The organism is Kitasatospora sp. NPDC057936 (assembly GCF_042887525.1).
Taxonomy (GTDB): Bacteria; Actinomycetota; Actinomycetes; order Streptomycetales; family Streptomycetaceae; genus Kitasatospora.
On sequence record NZ_JBHVPD010000159.1, the window covers coordinates 1 to 14,494 of the forward strand.

A 14,494-nucleotide genomic window follows, 5' to 3' on the forward strand; every position below is an offset into this window, starting at 1 on the left:
GCCGCCGGGCGCGCCGCCGCCGAGGTCGGCGCCGCGCGCGGCCGGGCGGAGGAACGGCTGGCGGCGCAGCAGGGTGAGGTCCTCGCGATCGGCCGCCGCCGCGAGCAGCTGCTCGCCGACCTCGCCGCCGCCCGGCACACCACCGTCGAACTGGAGCGGCAGCGGCACGAGGCCCTGGAGGCGATCGCCGCCCGCGAGGCCGAGGCCGCCGCCCGGGCCGCGGCCGAGAAGGCGGCGGCCGAACAGGCCGCGGCGGAGGCGGCGGCCGCTGCGGCTGCGGCCCAGGCGACCCCGGCGGCACCGCCCGCCCGGCCGTGGTCCGCCGAGGGCGCGGCGGCCGCCGTCGCCTTCGCCCGCTCCAAGATCGGCCTGCCGTACATCTGGGGCGGCGAGGGCCCGGCCGGCTACGACTGCTCGGGGCTGACGATGATGGCCTGGCGCGAGGGCGGCCGGGAGCTCAACCACTTCGCCGCCGACCAGTACGCCCAGAGCACCCCCGTCCGCTACCGCGACCTGCGACCCGGCGACCTCGTCTTCTGGACCGACACCGGCCGGGCCGCCGACATCCACCACGTCGGGCTCTACATCGGGGACGACCAGATGATCGAGGCCCCGCGCGTCGGCATGCCGGTCAAGCAGGCCAGCCTCTGGATCATGGGCACCCCCGACTTCTACGCCCGCCCGTAGGGGCTCAGGGAGCGGCAGGCCCAGGACGGAGCCGCCGCCCGGCCGGTTCCGGCGGTCTTGTCGGTGGCCGCCGCTAGCGTGGCGTTCCGATCGTCGGCGAGGAGGCGTTGGTGCGGCTGCGGGATGTCGAAGAGGGCGATGCCGGGACGTACGTGCGGATGCGGTGCGACCCCGTGATGATGGCCGAGCTGGGCGGGCCGCTGCCGGAGGAGGCGGTGGCCGAGCGCCTGCGCAAGGACGTGCGGTTGGTCGCCGAGGACCGGTCGTGGATCAAGGCGATCGTCGTGCCGGACGGCGCCGGGGAGGTCATGGCCGGCGGGATCGCGCTCTGGTCGCACGAGGAGGACGGCGCCGCCCTCTCCGAGGTCGGCTGGATGGTGCTGCCCGAGTTCCAGGGCCGCGGGCTCGCCAAGGCGGCCGTCCGGGAGCTGCTGGACGCGGCGGCGCGGGACGGCCGCTGGGGCGAGGTGCACGCGTTCCCGGCCGTGACCAACGGGCCGTCCAACGGCATCTGCCGGGCGCTCGGGTTCCGGCTGCTCGGCGAGCGCGACGTCGACTTCGCGGACCGCGTGCTGCACTGCCGGCACTGGGCGGTGCGGCCGGGGGAGCACACCCGGTGAGCACGTCGGTGAGCACGGCGGTGAGCACGGCGGGTCGTGTACGGATCGGGCACGAATAAATGAGATGCCGTCCATCCGGGCCCGGTCGTACCGTGGCCCCATGGGCAACACGACCGACGAAGGGGCCGTCGAGACGGTCAACGGGATTGAGATCCGCGCGATTTCCGAGGACGAGGTCGCCGCGTGGGACCGCGCGCTCGCCCTCGGGTTCCTGCGCTCGCACGTGGAGAGCGCCGCCGACTTCCGCCGCCTGCAGTGGCAGCCGGGGCGGGTGCTCGGCGGCTTCGACGAGGGCCGCTGCGTCGCCACCTTCCGCAGCTTCGACGTCGAGCTGACGGTCCCGGGCGGCGCGACCGTCCCGGCCGACGCCGTCACCGCCGTCACGGTCAGTGCCACCCACCGCCGGCGCGGCCTGCTCAGCGCCATGATGCGGCGGGACTTGACCGCCGCGCGCGGGCGCGGTTGCGCGGTCGCCGTGCTGATCGCCGCCGAGTACAACATCTACGGCCGCTACGGCTTCGGCCCGGCCACCCGGGGCCACGGCTGGAACGTCGACCTCAACCGCACCCGCGGCCTGCGCGAGGGCCTGCCCACCGTCCCGGGCGGGCGGATCGACTTCGCCACCATGGAGGAGATCCGCAAGACCGGGCCCGAGCTCCACGACCGCTGGCGGCTCACCCAGCCCGGCGCGCTCGCCCGCGACGAGCTGTGGTGGAAGCGCAACACCGGCGAGATCAAGGTGCCGGGCTTCGAGTTCAAGGAGCCGTTCGTCGCCGTCCACCGGGCGCCCGACGGCACCGTCACCGGTGCGGTGGCCTACCGGGTCGACGACACCTGGGACGGCAGCTACCCGAACTGCACGCTCACCGTGGTCGACTTCCTCGCCCTCGACCGGGCGACGGCGGCCGAGCTGTGGCGGTTCGTGCTCGCCGTCGACTGGGTGCGCAAGGTCGTCGTCGAGAACATCGGCCCGGACGACCCGCTGCCGCTGCTCCTCCAGGACCCGCGCGCCGCCACCCCGTACGTGGAGAACGCCGACTTCACCTGGCTGCGGGTGCTCGACGTCGAGGCGGCCTTCAACGCCCGCACGTACGGCGCACCCGGGCGCGTGGTGCTGGAGGTCGAGGACCGGCTCGGCTTCGCGGCCGGCCGCTGGGCGATCGAGGTCGCCGCCGACGGCACCGGACGCTGCACGCCGACCGACGACGCGGCCGATCTCGCCCTCGGCGCCTCCGAGTTGGGCGCGCTCTACCTGGGCGGCGAGACGCTCCCGCGGCTGGCCGCGGCCGGTCTCGTCACCGAGCTGCGCCCGGGCGCGGCCGCCGCGGCCGACCTGCTGCTGCGCACCCCGCTGCTGGCCTGGAACCCGGACAGCTTCTGAGCCCGGGCGATCCGGGGCCCGGCCCACCTGCGAGTGGGCCGGGTCCCGGCATTCCCAGGCGCCGTGTGCGGCGCCCTACTTGATGGCGGTCTTCCCGATGGTGGGCAGGATGAAGTCCTGGATGAGGCCCTTGGCATCGCGGACGATCGGACGGAACACCCGGTAGCGCGAGAGGTTGATCACCCGGGCCGCCATGGGGGTGGAGCGGCGGACGAACTCCCGGGTCCGCTCGGTGTCCTCGGTCCGGTCGAAGACCCAGTAGAGGACCACGACCATGAGGTGCAGCCAGAGCACGTCGGGCAGCAGCTCGACCAGCTCGGCGTCCAGCTTGGGCGCCAGGTCCGAGCCCTGCAGCACGTCGCGGAACAGTGCGACGGCGGTCGCCCGGGCCGGGTGCGACTCGTTGGAGAACGGGCTCAACGAACTGGTCGGGTCGGCGGCCGTCCGGAAGAACTGCGCGGCGAACTCGTGGTACGGCGCGGCCGTGTCGAGCCAGGAGACCAGCGCGATCTCCAGGCGCTCGGCGAAGTCGCGCGTATGGGCCATGCGGTTCCGGGCGTCGGCCGCATGGTCGTAGGTCATCCGGTCGTAGAACCCTTGAATCAGGAATTCCTTGGCCGCGAAGTAGTAATAAGCGTTTCCGACCGAGACTCCCGCCTCGGTGGCGATGGCCCGCATGGTGGTCTTCTCGTAGCCGCGCTCCTGGAAGAGGCGCATCGCGGTCTCCAGGATCAGCGCCCTGGTGGCCTCGCTCTTGTCCGTCTTCGGCTGGGCGCGGCTGCCCCGCGACTCGGCGGTTGGTGCGGCGGCCGCCGCGGGGGCCGCCGCCGTCTCCTCCGTGCCGTCGGGGACTCCTGCTCCGGTCGTCCCGTCCGGTTCGTTGCTCGCTTCCAGGTCTGCCACGCCACGAGCCTAGCCGGAGACCAGGTTCCAGCCGGTGTCGGTGCACGCGGCACCGGATGCCCCCTCCGCATCCGGTGCCGCCGCTCCGCCCCCGCTCATTTCGAACGCGTTCAAAAGCATGCTCGAACTGTAGCGGGCTGGATTGAACATGTTCAACTCTGCGGGTGTGGGAGGCTCGTCACATGATCGGTTCCGAGCAGACCACCATCCGGCGCGGTGGGGCGGACGACGCCGGCGCCGTCGCGGACCTCCACGCGCTCAGCTGGCGCACGGCGTACCGGGGGATCGTCCCCGCCGAGGCGCTCGGGGACGGGCTGGCCGCCCAGCGCCGCGAGCTGTGGGAACTGCGGCTGACCGTCGACTACGGCGGCCCGGACAACACGCCCGAGCTGCTGATCGCCGAACGGGCCGGTGAGGTCGTCGGGTTCGCCTACCTCGTGCCGCAGCCCGACGGCCGGGTGCTCCTGGACAACCTGCACGTCCGGCCCGGCAGTACCGGCGGCGGCATCGGCCGCGCCCTGCTGGCCGAGGCACGCGCACACGTCGCCGCACGGCACCCGGGGGCCGCGCTGTACCTGGAGGTGCTGCGGGACAACACCCGCGCGGTCGCCTTCTACGAGCGCGAGGGCGGCCGGCGGACGGCCGAGCAGGAGGGCGTGTTCCCGGGCGGCCACGTGCTGCCCGAGTACGAGTACACCTGGCCGGTCGAAGCGCACCGCGTGGACGGCTCCGAGGCCGCTCAGTAGTCGTACACCGTCACCGGCACCCCCCGCTCCACGAGCCGGGCCCGCACCAGCGGCTCGACCCGCTCCCAGCGCCCGCCCGCCAGCCCGCAGCCGATCCTCGGCATGTGGACGGAGGCGCCCAGTCCGGCCGCCCGCTCGCCCAGGGCGGCCAGCGCGGTGTCGATGGCCTTGTACCGCACCGGCACCCCGGTGGAGCGCCCGGTCCGGATGCCGCGCTGGCCGACCATGTTGGCCACCCAGACGTACGGCTCGACCTGCACCAACTGGAGCGCGCCCAGCCCGAAGTCGTTCTTCGCGCGCTCCCGGTGCCAGCGCCGGAACGCGGCCTCGGGCTCCGGCCAGCGTTTGGACAGGGCGAGGACGAACCCCTTCCCCCAGCCGCCGAGGTCGTTGCAGACGTGTGCGATCACCTTGACGCCCTTGGCCTGGGGCGCCGTGGCGTCGCCGCGGACGTACGTGATGGTCGACATGTCCGAACGCTAGGGCGTGTCTTTCGGCTCAGGCCAGGTGCCGCGACGCCAGGGCACGCGCCTCGCCGCGTTGTCGTCGGTCGCCGATGCTCCGCATGGACTCCCTCCTCCGCCTTGCGATGCACGCACCCAGACGCCGCGGCCCTCTGACCTGAGCCGAAAGACACGCCCTAGCCCGCCGCACTGACAGTCCGTTCGGAATTCTCCGCTGCCCCGGCCCGGCCGCCGGGCCGCGCCAGGTGGCGCCGCCCGGCGAGGGCGATCAGCAGGGCGAGCCCGGCCGCAGCGGCTGGCAGCGCGTAGCCCGTGCCGGGCGGGGCGTGCTCGGCGACCGTCCCGGCGATCGCCGCGCCCGCCGAGATGCCGATCACGATGCCGGACACCGCCACCGCCATGCCCTCGTTCAACTGCCGCTGCGGGAGCAGCTCCTGGACGAGAGTCATGCCCGTCACCATGGTCGGCGCGGTGCCGGTGCCGGCCGCGAACAGTGCGAGCCCGAGCAGGCCGAACCCGGCTCCGCCCAGCCCGGCGGCGAGCGGCAGGAGCAGCAGCGCCGCCATCGTGGCGATCCCGCGCAGGAAGCGCACGCCCGGTGCCGAGCGCGGCGCCAGCAGCCCGAAGAGCAGCCCGGCCACGCAGGATCCGGCCGCCACGAGGGCCAGCAGCCCGCCCGCGACCGGCTTGTGGCCGAGCGCGTCGGCGTACGCGACCGTGGTGATCTCCGTCGAGCCGAACACCGCACCGGTGGCGAGGAAGGTCAGCACGAGGACGCGCAGTCCGGGCGTGCGCAGCGGGGAGCCGTGACGGGGTGCGGCCGGGCTCCCGGCCGCCAGGGGCGGCTCGGTGCGCCGCTGGGCGGCGAACAGCAGGGTGCCGGCGGTGCCGAGCGTCCCGGCGGTGAGCAGCCCCGCCTCGGGCGCGACGGTCGTGCAGAGCAGCATGCCGAGGACCGGCCCGGCCATGAAGCAGAGCTCGTCCAGCGCCTGTTCGAGGGAGTTGGCCACGTGCCGGGCGGCGGGGTCGTTCCGGTGCAGGTGCGCCCAGCGGGCACGGGCCATGCCGCCGAGGTTGGGTGCGGCGGCGCAGGCCGCCCAGCACGCGTAGAGGGTCCAGTCGGGCGCGCCGAGGCGGACGCAGAGCACCAGGCCGAGCAGCGGCACGGCGTTGTACAGCGCCGCCGGGACGGCCACCCGCGCCTGCCCGTGGCGGTCGACCAGCCGGCCGATCAGCGGCATCCCGATCGCGCCGGTGGCGAGCCCGGCCGCCGCGACGGTGCCGGCCAGGCCGTAGGAGCCCCGCCGCTCGGCGATCAGCACCACGAGCGAGACGCCGGTCATCGAGAGCGCGAGCCGGCCGAGCAGCCCGGCCAGCGTGAACGCGGCGGCGCCGGGGGCGGCGAACAGGCGCCGGTACGAGGCGAGGAGGGACGGGCCGGGGGTGGACGCGAAAAGGGCGCGCGAGGCCATGGGGCTCCTGGGGAGTCGTGGGGGATTGCCCCCAGCCTCGCCCGGCGTCCCGTCCGCGGTCCAACACCTGTTCCGTCGCACTCACAACACGGTGTTGTTAATCTGCCGCCATGCCCGTCGATCTGCACCCCCGCCTGCTGCGAGGCTTCGTCGCGACCGCCGAGACGCTCCACTTCGGCCGGGCCGCCGGCCTGCTGCACGTGGCGCAGCAGGCGCTCAGCCGGGACGTCCGCACCCTGGAGCGGCTGCTCGGCGACGCGCTGTTCACCCGCACCACGCGCAGCGTCGAACTCACCCCGGCCGGGCGGAGGTTGCTGCCACAGGCCCGCCAACTCCTCGCCCTGCACGACGAGATCGTCGCGGGCGCCGGCGAACGGCCGCTGCTGCTCGACCTCAACAGCGACGTCACCGGCCCCGACCTGACCGCCGACCGGGTGCTCGCCCGGGCCCGCGCCGCCCGCCCGGAGGGCGAGCTGCTGGCCCGCTTCCACGGCGGCCTCGCGGCGGCCGCCGGCGAGCTGCTCGCCCACCGGCTGGACGTGTCCTTCGGCCGCTTCGCCGGGCTCCCCGCCGCGCTGCGCGGTCAACTCGCCCAGATCCCGGTCCGGTTGGAGCACGTCTCGGTGATGATGGCGGACACCCACCCGCTGGCCGGCCGTCCGGTGCTGCGCCCGGCCGACCTGGCCGGGCACCCCGTGGACATCTGCGCCGGCAACCCGGCCACCACCGAGTGGACCGACCTCGGCGCCCGCCTGCTGCGCGAGCACGGCCTGACGGCGGCCGCCCCGTACGTGCCACCGGTGGGCGTGGACGAGACCGCCCGCTACCTGGCGCGGCACGGCGACGCGATGCTGACCACGGTCGGCGGTCCGCGCATCCCGGGCGCGGTGAACGTGCCGCTGGTCGAGCCGGTGCCGCTCTGCCTGGTCAGCCTGGTACACCGGCCGGGCCTGCGGCACGCCGGCCTGACGGCGCTGGCCGGTGCGGCCTCCGCGCTCGGCGCGGCCGAGGGCTGGCTGCGCCGCCCGCCGGGCAGCTGGCTGCCGTCGCCGGACGCGGCGCTGCTCCCCGGCTGAGGCCCGGTGCGGTCGACCCGGCGCCCCACGGCCGTTGTGCGCGGGAACGACGCACCGCCCCTGCCGTTCGGGGGGCGGCAGGGGCGGTGCGGTTCCGGTCGCGCGGCCGTGGCCGGCGTCCGGGTCAGGCGGCCTTCACGGCGGAGATGTCGAAGCTGAGCTTGACCTTCTCGCCGATCAGCACGCCGCCGGTCTCCAGCGCCGCGTTGTAGGTCAGGCCGAACTCGGTGCGGTCGACGACGGCGGTGCCCTCGAAGCCGACCCGCTCGGCGCCGTAGGCGTCGGTGGCGCTGCCGGTGTAGTCGAGGTCGAGGACGATCGGGCGGGTGGTGCCCTTGATCGTGAGGTCGCCGGTCATCCGGTAGGAGTCGCCGCGCAGGCGCTCGGCGGAGGTGCTGCGGAAGCGGATCTCCGGGTGGGTGTCGACGGCGAAGAAGTCGCCGGTGCGCAGGTGCTCGTCGCGCTGGGCCTGGTTGGTGTCGATGCTGGCGACCTTGATCACCAGCTCGGCGCTGGAGTTGCCGGGGGTGGCGCCGTCGAGGTGCAGCTTGCCGTCGTAGTCGGTGAAGCGGCCCTTGACGTTGGTCACCATCGCGTGGCGCACCGAGAAGCCGACCTCGCTGTGCGTGGTGTCGACCGTCCAGTCGCCGGTCAGGTGGGCGAGGTCCGGCCCGGTCGGGGCCTCGGCGACGGCGGTGGCGGTCGTGGCGGCGGTCTTGGTGCGGTTGAACAGGCCCATGGCTCCTCCTCGGGTTCGAAGCCATTTGTTTAGGCTTCAACTTCTTCCTGGAACCACCATAGACCCGCCTCGTTCAAACTTCAACCACTTCGCCGTGTCGGTGGTCGCGATTACGCTTCCAGGGCGACCCCGGTCAATCCACGAGCAGCTCCGCCACCCCCGAGAGGCCCGCCCATGTTCGCCCTGCACGCGCTCTGGCGCGCGGACGGCAGGCTGGCGCTCTGGGCCGAGGACGCCCGCCGCCACCCCGCGGCCGCGGCCGTGGAGGCGCCCGCGCGGACGGCCCCGCGCGCCCACCCCTACGCCAGTCCGGCCGCCGAGGTGGCCGCCGTGCTCGGCGGGATCGGCCCGGGCCTCGGCTGGCTGGCCGGCCAGGCGTCCGAGCGCTGGGCCACCCTGCTGCTGCCGACCGCCGGCTCCCTGCCCGCGCCGTCCCCCGACCTGCCGGCCACCCCCGTGCGCGGCGCGGCGGTGCTCGCGCCGTGGCGGGTGCCCGCGCTGCTGTTCGACGCCGGGGCGGCGGCCCAGCTGCTGGGCGAGGTCTTCGACCCGCACTGGGCGGTGACCGGCACCGAACTGCCCGGCGTCGGGCGCGTCGACGTCGTCTACGGGCCGTCGCTGCGCTGGCTCACCGGCGTGCACGACCTCGCCTGGCGGACGGTCGGCGGCGGCCGGGTGCTGCCGCAGCTCCTGGTGGACGGCGCCCCGCAGGCCCGCTGGCGTCCGGACCTCACCGCCGACGGCCGCCGGGAGGCTGCCGCCCTCGCCGCCGGCTGCCCGCCGGTGGCCCTGGGGGAGTGGCCGCCCGCCGGTGTCACGGGCGAAGCGCTGGTCGACGCCGCGCTGAGCGCCCTCGTGGACGCCGAGGCGAGGTCCGCCCTCGCCGCCGCGCCCCCGCTCCTGCGCGGCGGCGACGCCCCGACCGGCGCGGCCGAGCAGTGGCTGACGGCCCTCGCCGCCCCGGACGCCTCCTTCGCCGCCGACCCGGGGGACCTGGCCGACCTGCACCGCCGGCTCTCCGCCTGGTGCGCCGCCGCCGAGCCCACCGACCCCGCCCTGCGGCTCTGCTTCCGCCTGCTGGAGCCACTCGGCCCGGACGACGGCGACCCCGAGGGCCGTCCGTCCGACGACGCCTGGCAAGTGGAGTTCCTGCTCCAGGCCGTCGACGAGCCGTCCCTGCTGGTCCGCGCCGCCGACCTGCACGAAGGCGGCGCCGCCCGCGCCGCGCTGGCCCGCAAGGCCGACGACCCGGCCGACGTCCTGGCCGCCGAACTCGCCCGCGCCGCCCACCGCTGGCCGGAGCTGGACGGGCTGCGCCACCGCTCCCGCCCGTCCGCCCTCCCGCTCGACCGCGCCGGGGCCCTGGACTTTCTGCGCACCGCGGCGCCCGCCCTCGCCGAGAGCGGGTTCGGCGTGCTGCTCCCGGCCTGGTGGCGCCGCAAGCCCCGGCTCGGCCTCGCCCTGCGCGTCACCACCCCGCCCGCGCCCGGCTCGCTCGCCGTCACGAGCCAGGTGGACCGGGACGCCGTCGTCGCGTTCCAGTGGCAGGCGGCGCTCGGCCCGGACGGCGATCCGCTCAGCGAGCGGGAGCTCGCCGAACTGGCCGCCGCCAAGCAGGGGTTGGTCCGGGTGCGGGGCACCTGGCTGGAGGCCGACCCGGCGCAGATCGCCGCCGCGCTCGCCTTCCTCGACCACCGGCGGGACACCGCCATCGCCACGACGCAGGTGCTGCGGATGGCGCTCGACCCCGAGGCCACCGTCGCCGGCCTGCCGGTCACCGCCGTCCGGGCCGACGGCCCATTGGGCGACCTGCTCGCCGGGCGCACCGCCACCGCCCCGGCCCCCACGCTCCCGCCGGACTTCCGCGCGACCCTCCGCCCGTACCAGGAGCGGGGGTTGGCCTGGCTGCGGGCGATGGCCGGGCTCGGCCTGGGCGCCGTCCTGGCCGACGACATGGGCCTCGGCAAGACCGTGCAGACCCTCGCCCTGCTGGCCGCCGAGCAGGCGGACGGCGCGACGGCCCCCACCCTGCTGGTCTGCCCGATGTCCCTCGTCGGGAACTGGCAGCGCGAGACCGAGCGCTTCGCCCCCGGCCTGCGCACCCACGTCCACCACGGCTCCGGCCGCCTCGGCCCGGACGAACTCGCCGCCGCCGTCGGGGAAGTGGACCTCGTCATCACCACCTACGGACTGGTTCAGCGCGACCTCGCCGCCCTGCGGAAGGTCCGCTGGCGCCGGGTCGTGGCCGACGAGGCCCAGCACGTCAAGAACGCCGGCACCGCCCAGGCCCGCGCGATCCGCGCCCTGCCGGTCGCCGTGCACCGGATCGCCCTCACCGGCACCCCGGTGGAGAACCGGCTGTCCGAGCTGCACGCCGTCCTGGACTTCGCCAACCCCGGGCTGCTCGGCCCGGCCGAGCGCTTCAAGGAGCGCTACGCGATCCCCGTCGAACTGCACCGCAGCCCCGACCGCACCGCCGAACTCCGGCGCCGCACCAGCCCGTTCGTCCTGCGCCGGCTCAAGACCGACCCGGCGGTGGCGGTCGACCTGCCCGCCAAGCAGGAGATGACCGTCTGGTGCAACCTCACCGCCGAGCAGGCCGGCCTCTACCAGGCGGTGGTGGCCGACCTGCTGCGCCGGGTCGAGGGCATCCGGGGCGTGGAGCGCCGCGGCACGGTGCTCGCCGCGATCGGCAAGCTCAAGCAGGTGTGCAACCACCCGGCCCAACTGCTGCACGACGGTTCGGCGTTGGGTGGGCGCTCGGGCAAGGTGGCCCGACTGGCCGAGCTCCTCGAAGAGGCCCTCGCCGAGGGCGACCGCACCCTGGTCTTCACCCAGTACGCCGAGTTCGGCGCGATGCTCCGCCCGTACCTGGCCCGGCGGCTCGGCGAGGAGGTGCTCTACCTGCACGGCGGACTCTCCCGGGCCCGCCGCGAGGAGCTCATCGAACGCTTCCAATCCCCGGACGGGCCGCGGGTGTTCATCCTCTCCCTGCGGGCCGGCGGCACCGGGCTCAACCTGACCGCCGCCAACCAGGTGATCCACCTCGACCGCTGGTGGAACCCGGCGGTCGAGCAGCAGGCCACCGACCGCGCGTTCCGGATCGGCCAGCGCCGGGACGTCCAGGTGCGCCGGCTGGTGTGCGTCGGCACGGTCGAGGAGCGCATCGACGAACTCCTCACCGCCAAGCGCGCGTTGGCCGACACCGTGGTCGGGGAGGGCGAGCACTGGCTCACCGACCTGCCCGCCGACGCGCTGCGCGAACTGGTCGAACTCACCCGCGACGACGCGGTGGCCGAGGAGGAAGCATGACCGAACCCGACCCCGTCGTGAACGTCGCCGCCTACTGGCGCGGCGACTTCACCCTGAGAGCCGAGGACGACCGGGACACGGACGAACCGTCCCTCCGCCGCCTGGGCCCGTCCGGCATCACCGTGCGCGGACGCGACCTCGCCGCCGTGCTCGCCCCGGCCTACGACGCGTTCCGCGCCTGACCGGCGGCTACCCTGCGAAGGTGACCGAAACCCTCGAACACCCCGGCCTCGCCGACTTCGAAGCGCACCGGCGGATGATCTTCGGCATCGCCTACCGGATGCTCGGCGGCGTCGCCGACGCCGAGGACCTGGTCCAGGACACCTGGCTGCGCTGGAGCCAGGTCACCGGCCCGGTCGCCAACCCGGCCGGCTACCTCGCCCGGACGGTCACCAACCTCGCCCTCAACCGGCTCGACTCGGCCGCCGTCCGCCGCGAGTCCTACGTCGGCCCGTGGCTGCCCGAACCCCTCGTCGGCGAGCCGGACGCGACCGAGGGAGTCGAACGCGCCGAGACCGTCTCGCTCGCCGTCATGGTGCTGCTGGAGAGCCTCTCCCCGCTGGAACGGGCCGTCTTCGTGCTCAAGGAGGTCTTCGGCTTCTCCTACAAGGAGATCGGCGAGGCCCTCGACCGCGGCGAGACGGCCTGCCGCCAGGTCGGCAGCCGGGCCAGGGCCCACGTCCAGGCCGGCCGGCCCCGCTACGACGCCCCCGCGGACCTGCGCCGCCGGGCCACCGACGAGTTCCTCGCGGCCTGCGTCGGCGGCGACCTCAACCGCATGCTGGAGCTGCTCGCCCCCGACGTCACCTCGTGGACCGACGGCGGCGGCGTCGTGCGCGCCGCACTGCGCCCCGTCACCGGCGCCGACAACGTGGCCCGCTTCGTCCTCGGCGTCCTCACGCAGCTCGGCGAAGCCACCGCCCGCCCGGCCCTCGTCAACGGCCAGCCCGGCCTGCTGCTCGCGGTGGGCGACCGCGTCGACTCCGTCACGGTCTTCGAGTTCGCCGAAGGCCCCGACGGCGCACCCCTCATCGCCGCCATGCGGACCGTCCGCAACCCCCACAAGCTCACCCGGCTCAATCCTTGACCCTCCACCTGGTCGAGGAACCACAGTGACCGGCATGGAGAGCGACCTGCACAGCATCGGCGAACTGGCCCGCGCCACCGGTCTGGGCGTCGGCACCCTGCGCTACTACGACGGCGCCGACGTGCTCGCCCCCGCCCACGTCGATCCGCAGACCGGCTACCGCTGGTACGGGCCCCGGCAGCTCGCAGACGCCCGCCTGCTCGCCCGGCTGCGCCGCGTCGGCCTGCCGCTGGCCGGGATCCGCGCCGTGCTCGGCGCGGCCCCCGGCTCCGGCGCGGCCCACCGCGTCGTCGACGCGCACCTGCGCCGCCTGGAGGACGGCCTCGCCGACGCCCGCCGCGAACTCTCCCTGATCCGCACGCTGATCGACCAGAGGGAGAACCCGATGACCGCCGCCCCCGCCGAGCTCCGGCTCACCGTCCCGGCCCCCGCGCTCGCCGCCGCCCTGGACGCGGTCCGCTTCGCCGTCTGCGCCGACCCCGAACTCCCGGTCCTCGCCGGGGTGCTGTTCGAGGTGGACGGCGCCGCGCTGCGCCTGGTGGCCACCGACCGCTACCGGATGGCGCTCGCCGAGGTGCCCCTGCCGACCACGCCCGAGCCACGGGCCGGCACGATCGTCCCGACCGCCCTGGCGGACGCCCTGCGCGCCCTGCTCGCCGACGCGACGGAGGCCGAACTCACCCTCGGCGGCGGCTTCGTACGCATCGAGACCGGCGCCCACCGGATCGAGGGCGCCACCCCGGACCTCGACTACCCCGACTACCGGGCGCTCACCCGGCTCGACCCGCTCCACCGCGTCGACATCCCCGCCGCCGACCTGCGGGGAGCCGTCGAGTCCGGCGCCACCCACACCCTGCCGTCCGGCCCGGACGGCGCGGACTGCGCGGTCACCGTCCTCGCCGTCACTCCGGACGGCCGACTCGCGGTGCCCCCGGCCGACGCCGACCCCACCCCCGGCGAACTCCGGGTGGCGGTCAACCGGAACTTCCTCCTGGAGGCCCTGGACGCGGGCCGCCCCGACCAACTGGTCCTCGAACTCGGCGGCCCCATCGCCCCGCTGGCGATCCGCACCCCCGGCCGCGACGGCACCTTCTCCATGCTGATGCCGATCCGGGTGCCCGAACTCGTGCGATCCACCGAGTGATCGGACGACGCGAAGCCGCCTAGCCTCACCACCATGGGAACCCCACCGGACTTCGCCACCGCCTGGGCAGCACTCCCGCCCGCCGCCCGCCGCTGCCTCGAACTCGCCCACCGCGCCTGGCTCGACGACGGCCTGCCGGTGGGCGCGGTGCTCACCGACGAGACCGGCACGATCGTCACGGAGGGCCGCAACCGCGCGTACGACCCCCCGGGCGGCCCGGACCATCTCCAGGGCACCCCGCTGGCCCACGCCGAACTCAACGCGCTGGCCGCCGCCAGAACCACCTGGAACCTCGGCACCCACACCCTGTGGAGCAGCCACCGCCCGTGCGCGATGTGCACGGCCGCAGCGGGCTTCACCGGAGTCGGAACGGTCCGCTACCTGGCCGAGGACCCCTGGGCGGAAGCCACCGGCCACCGGCCCACCACCGGCCTCCCCCTCCTGGGCCCCACCGAGGACCACTGGGCGTCGGTGGTGGCCACGGCACTCTTCCTGGCCGACACCATCCGCAGGGCAGGCCCCACCCACCCCGTCATCCAGAAGGCCCACCCCGAGACCGCCACCCTGGCGAACACGTTCGCCCAGCTCAGGACCCCAGACCTCCGGACGCTCATCACAGAGACATGGCCCACCATCCCCAAGGCAGCAACACCCCCCTGAGCACCTCACCCCCACCCCACCTCACCCAACCCCCCCCACTCCCACCCCTCACCCCCACACCCTCCCCGCCGCACCAACGCACCCCCCTCTACCACCTCCCTCCCCTCATCCCCCCACAGGCGAGAGGGTCGGGCTGCGGGAGGGGGTGGCGGAGGGGGTGGCCGCGGAGAGGGGCGTGACGGGTGATTTTCAGACTGCCAACG

At 75.1% G+C, this 14,494-nt stretch carries 14 protein-coding genes; 10 read left to right on the forward strand and 4 right to left on the reverse strand.

Annotated elements, in window-relative coordinates:
• The 3 genes from ACFVU9_RS43880 to ACFVU9_RS43890 all read left to right on the forward strand — a co-directional run.
• Positions 1-687, forward strand: a 687-nt coding sequence (locus ACFVU9_RS43880) for a C40 family peptidase (protein ID WP_387603412.1), incomplete at its 5' end; no start/stop codon positions are given.
• Positions 688-797: 110 nt separating this feature from the next.
• Positions 798-1,307: a GNAT family N-acetyltransferase gene (locus ACFVU9_RS43885; protein WP_380435746.1), complete on the forward strand. Its 510-nt coding sequence runs from the start codon at positions 798-800 to the stop codon at positions 1,305-1,307.
• Positions 1,308-1,407: 100 nt separating this feature from the next.
• The gene (locus ACFVU9_RS43890) at positions 1,408-2,688 is read left to right on the forward strand and encodes a GNAT family N-acetyltransferase (RefSeq protein WP_380496738.1); all 1,281 of its coding nucleotides are present in this window, start codon (positions 1,408-1,410) and stop codon (positions 2,686-2,688) included.
• Positions 2,689-2,763: 75 nt separating this feature from the next.
• Here the strand turns inward: ACFVU9_RS43890 and ACFVU9_RS43895 are convergent, their stop codons facing one another.
• The gene (locus ACFVU9_RS43895) at positions 2,764-3,591 is read right to left on the reverse strand and encodes a TetR family transcriptional regulator (RefSeq protein ID WP_387603416.1); all 828 of its coding nucleotides are present in this window, start codon (positions 3,589-3,591) and stop codon (positions 2,764-2,766) included.
• A 182-nt stretch (positions 3,592-3,773) separates the two neighbouring features.
• Between ACFVU9_RS43895 and ACFVU9_RS43900 the strand changes: the two genes are divergently transcribed.
• Entirely contained in the window at positions 3,774-4,337 is a 564-nt protein-coding gene (locus tag ACFVU9_RS43900; RefSeq protein ID WP_380435752.1) for a GNAT family N-acetyltransferase, read from the forward strand.
• On the opposite strand, the gene ACFVU9_RS43905 is transcribed toward ACFVU9_RS43900, so the two are convergent.
• Together ACFVU9_RS43905 and ACFVU9_RS43910 are read right to left on the reverse strand one after the other, a co-directional pair.
• Positions 4,331-4,807, reverse strand: a complete 477-nt coding sequence (locus tag ACFVU9_RS43905; protein WP_387603419.1) for a macro domain-containing protein — start codon at positions 4,805-4,807, stop codon at positions 4,331-4,333. The two genes, ACFVU9_RS43900 and ACFVU9_RS43905, sit on opposite strands and share 7 nt — an antisense overlap.
• Positions 4,808-4,977: 170 nt before the next feature.
• The gene (locus tag ACFVU9_RS43910) at positions 4,978-6,273 is read right to left on the reverse strand and encodes an MFS transporter (RefSeq protein WP_387603422.1); all 1,296 of its coding nucleotides are present in this window, start codon (positions 6,271-6,273) and stop codon (positions 4,978-4,980) included.
• Positions 6,274-6,383: 110 nt separating this feature from the next.
• Between ACFVU9_RS43910 and ACFVU9_RS43915 the strand changes: the two genes are divergently transcribed.
• Positions 6,384-7,349, forward strand: coding sequence for a LysR family transcriptional regulator (locus ACFVU9_RS43915; RefSeq protein ID WP_387603425.1), 966 nt, complete (start codon positions 6,384-6,386; stop codon positions 7,347-7,349).
• Positions 7,350-7,473: 124 nt separating this feature from the next.
• Here the strand turns inward: ACFVU9_RS43915 and ACFVU9_RS43920 are convergent, their stop codons facing one another.
• Positions 7,474-8,088: a YceI family protein gene (locus ACFVU9_RS43920; protein WP_380448580.1), complete on the reverse strand. Its 615-nt coding sequence runs from the start codon at positions 8,086-8,088 to the stop codon at positions 7,474-7,476.
• A 174-nt stretch (positions 8,089-8,262) separates the two neighbouring features.
• On the opposite strand from ACFVU9_RS43920, the gene ACFVU9_RS43925 reads away from it, so the two are divergent.
• Genes ACFVU9_RS43925 through ACFVU9_RS43945 form a run of 5 tightly spaced genes read left to right on the forward strand, consistent with a single transcriptional unit; the run spans position 8,263 to position 14,291 of the window.
• Positions 8,263-11,400 carry a DEAD/DEAH box helicase gene (locus ACFVU9_RS43925; protein WP_387603428.1) on the forward strand — a complete coding sequence of 1,046 codons (3,138 nt, stop codon included), beginning with the start codon at positions 8,263-8,265 and terminating at the stop codon, positions 11,398-11,400.
• Positions 11,397-11,582 (forward strand): hypothetical protein, encoded by a 186-nt coding sequence (locus ACFVU9_RS43930; RefSeq protein WP_380448577.1) that lies wholly within the window; start codon positions 11,397-11,399, stop codon positions 11,580-11,582. The genes ACFVU9_RS43925 and ACFVU9_RS43930 overlap by 4 nt, the downstream gene beginning before the upstream one ends.
• A 20-nt stretch (positions 11,583-11,602) precedes the next feature.
• Positions 11,603-12,487 carry an RNA polymerase sigma factor SigJ gene (sigJ, locus tag ACFVU9_RS43935; protein WP_387603431.1) on the forward strand — a complete coding sequence of 295 codons (885 nt, stop codon included), beginning with the start codon at positions 11,603-11,605 and terminating at the stop codon, positions 12,485-12,487.
• A 34-nt stretch (positions 12,488-12,521) separates the two neighbouring features.
• Positions 12,522-13,631 carry a MerR family transcriptional regulator gene (locus ACFVU9_RS43940; protein WP_380448573.1) on the forward strand — a complete coding sequence of 370 codons (1,110 nt, stop codon included), beginning with the start codon at positions 12,522-12,524 and terminating at the stop codon, positions 13,629-13,631.
• Between the two features lie 33 nt (positions 13,632-13,664).
• Positions 13,665-14,291, forward strand: coding sequence for a nucleoside deaminase (locus tag ACFVU9_RS43945; protein WP_380448571.1), 627 nt, complete (start codon positions 13,665-13,667; stop codon positions 14,289-14,291).
• Positions 14,292-14,494: the final 203 nt, after the last annotated feature.

Coding starts and splice junctions, on each gene's coding strand:
- ACFVU9_RS43890 (WP_380496738.1), top strand. CDS start 1,408: ATGGGCAACACGACCGACGAAGGGGCCGTCGAGACGGTCAACGGGATT.
- ACFVU9_RS43900 (WP_380435752.1), top strand. CDS start 3,774: ATGATCGGTTCCGAGCAGACCACCATCCGGCGCGGTGGGGCGGACGAC.
- ACFVU9_RS43905 (WP_387603419.1), bottom strand. CDS start 4,807: ATGTCGACCATCACGTACGTCCGCGGCGACGCCACGGCGCCCCAGGCC.
- ACFVU9_RS43910 (WP_387603422.1), bottom strand. CDS start 6,273: ATGGCCTCGCGCGCCCTTTTCGCGTCCACCCCCGGCCCGTCCCTCCTC.
- ACFVU9_RS43915 (WP_387603425.1), top strand. CDS start 6,384: ATGCCCGTCGATCTGCACCCCCGCCTGCTGCGAGGCTTCGTCGCGACC.
- ACFVU9_RS43920 (WP_380448580.1), bottom strand. CDS start 8,088: ATGGGCCTGTTCAACCGCACCAAGACCGCCGCCACGACCGCCACCGCC.
- ACFVU9_RS43925 (WP_387603428.1), top strand. CDS start 8,263: ATGTTCGCCCTGCACGCGCTCTGGCGCGCGGACGGCAGGCTGGCGCTC.
- ACFVU9_RS43930 (WP_380448577.1), top strand. CDS start 11,397: ATGACCGAACCCGACCCCGTCGTGAACGTCGCCGCCTACTGGCGCGGC.
- ACFVU9_RS43940 (WP_380448573.1), top strand. CDS start 12,522: ATGGAGAGCGACCTGCACAGCATCGGCGAACTGGCCCGCGCCACCGGT.
- ACFVU9_RS43945 (WP_380448571.1), top strand. CDS start 13,665: ATGGGAACCCCACCGGACTTCGCCACCGCCTGGGCAGCACTCCCGCCC.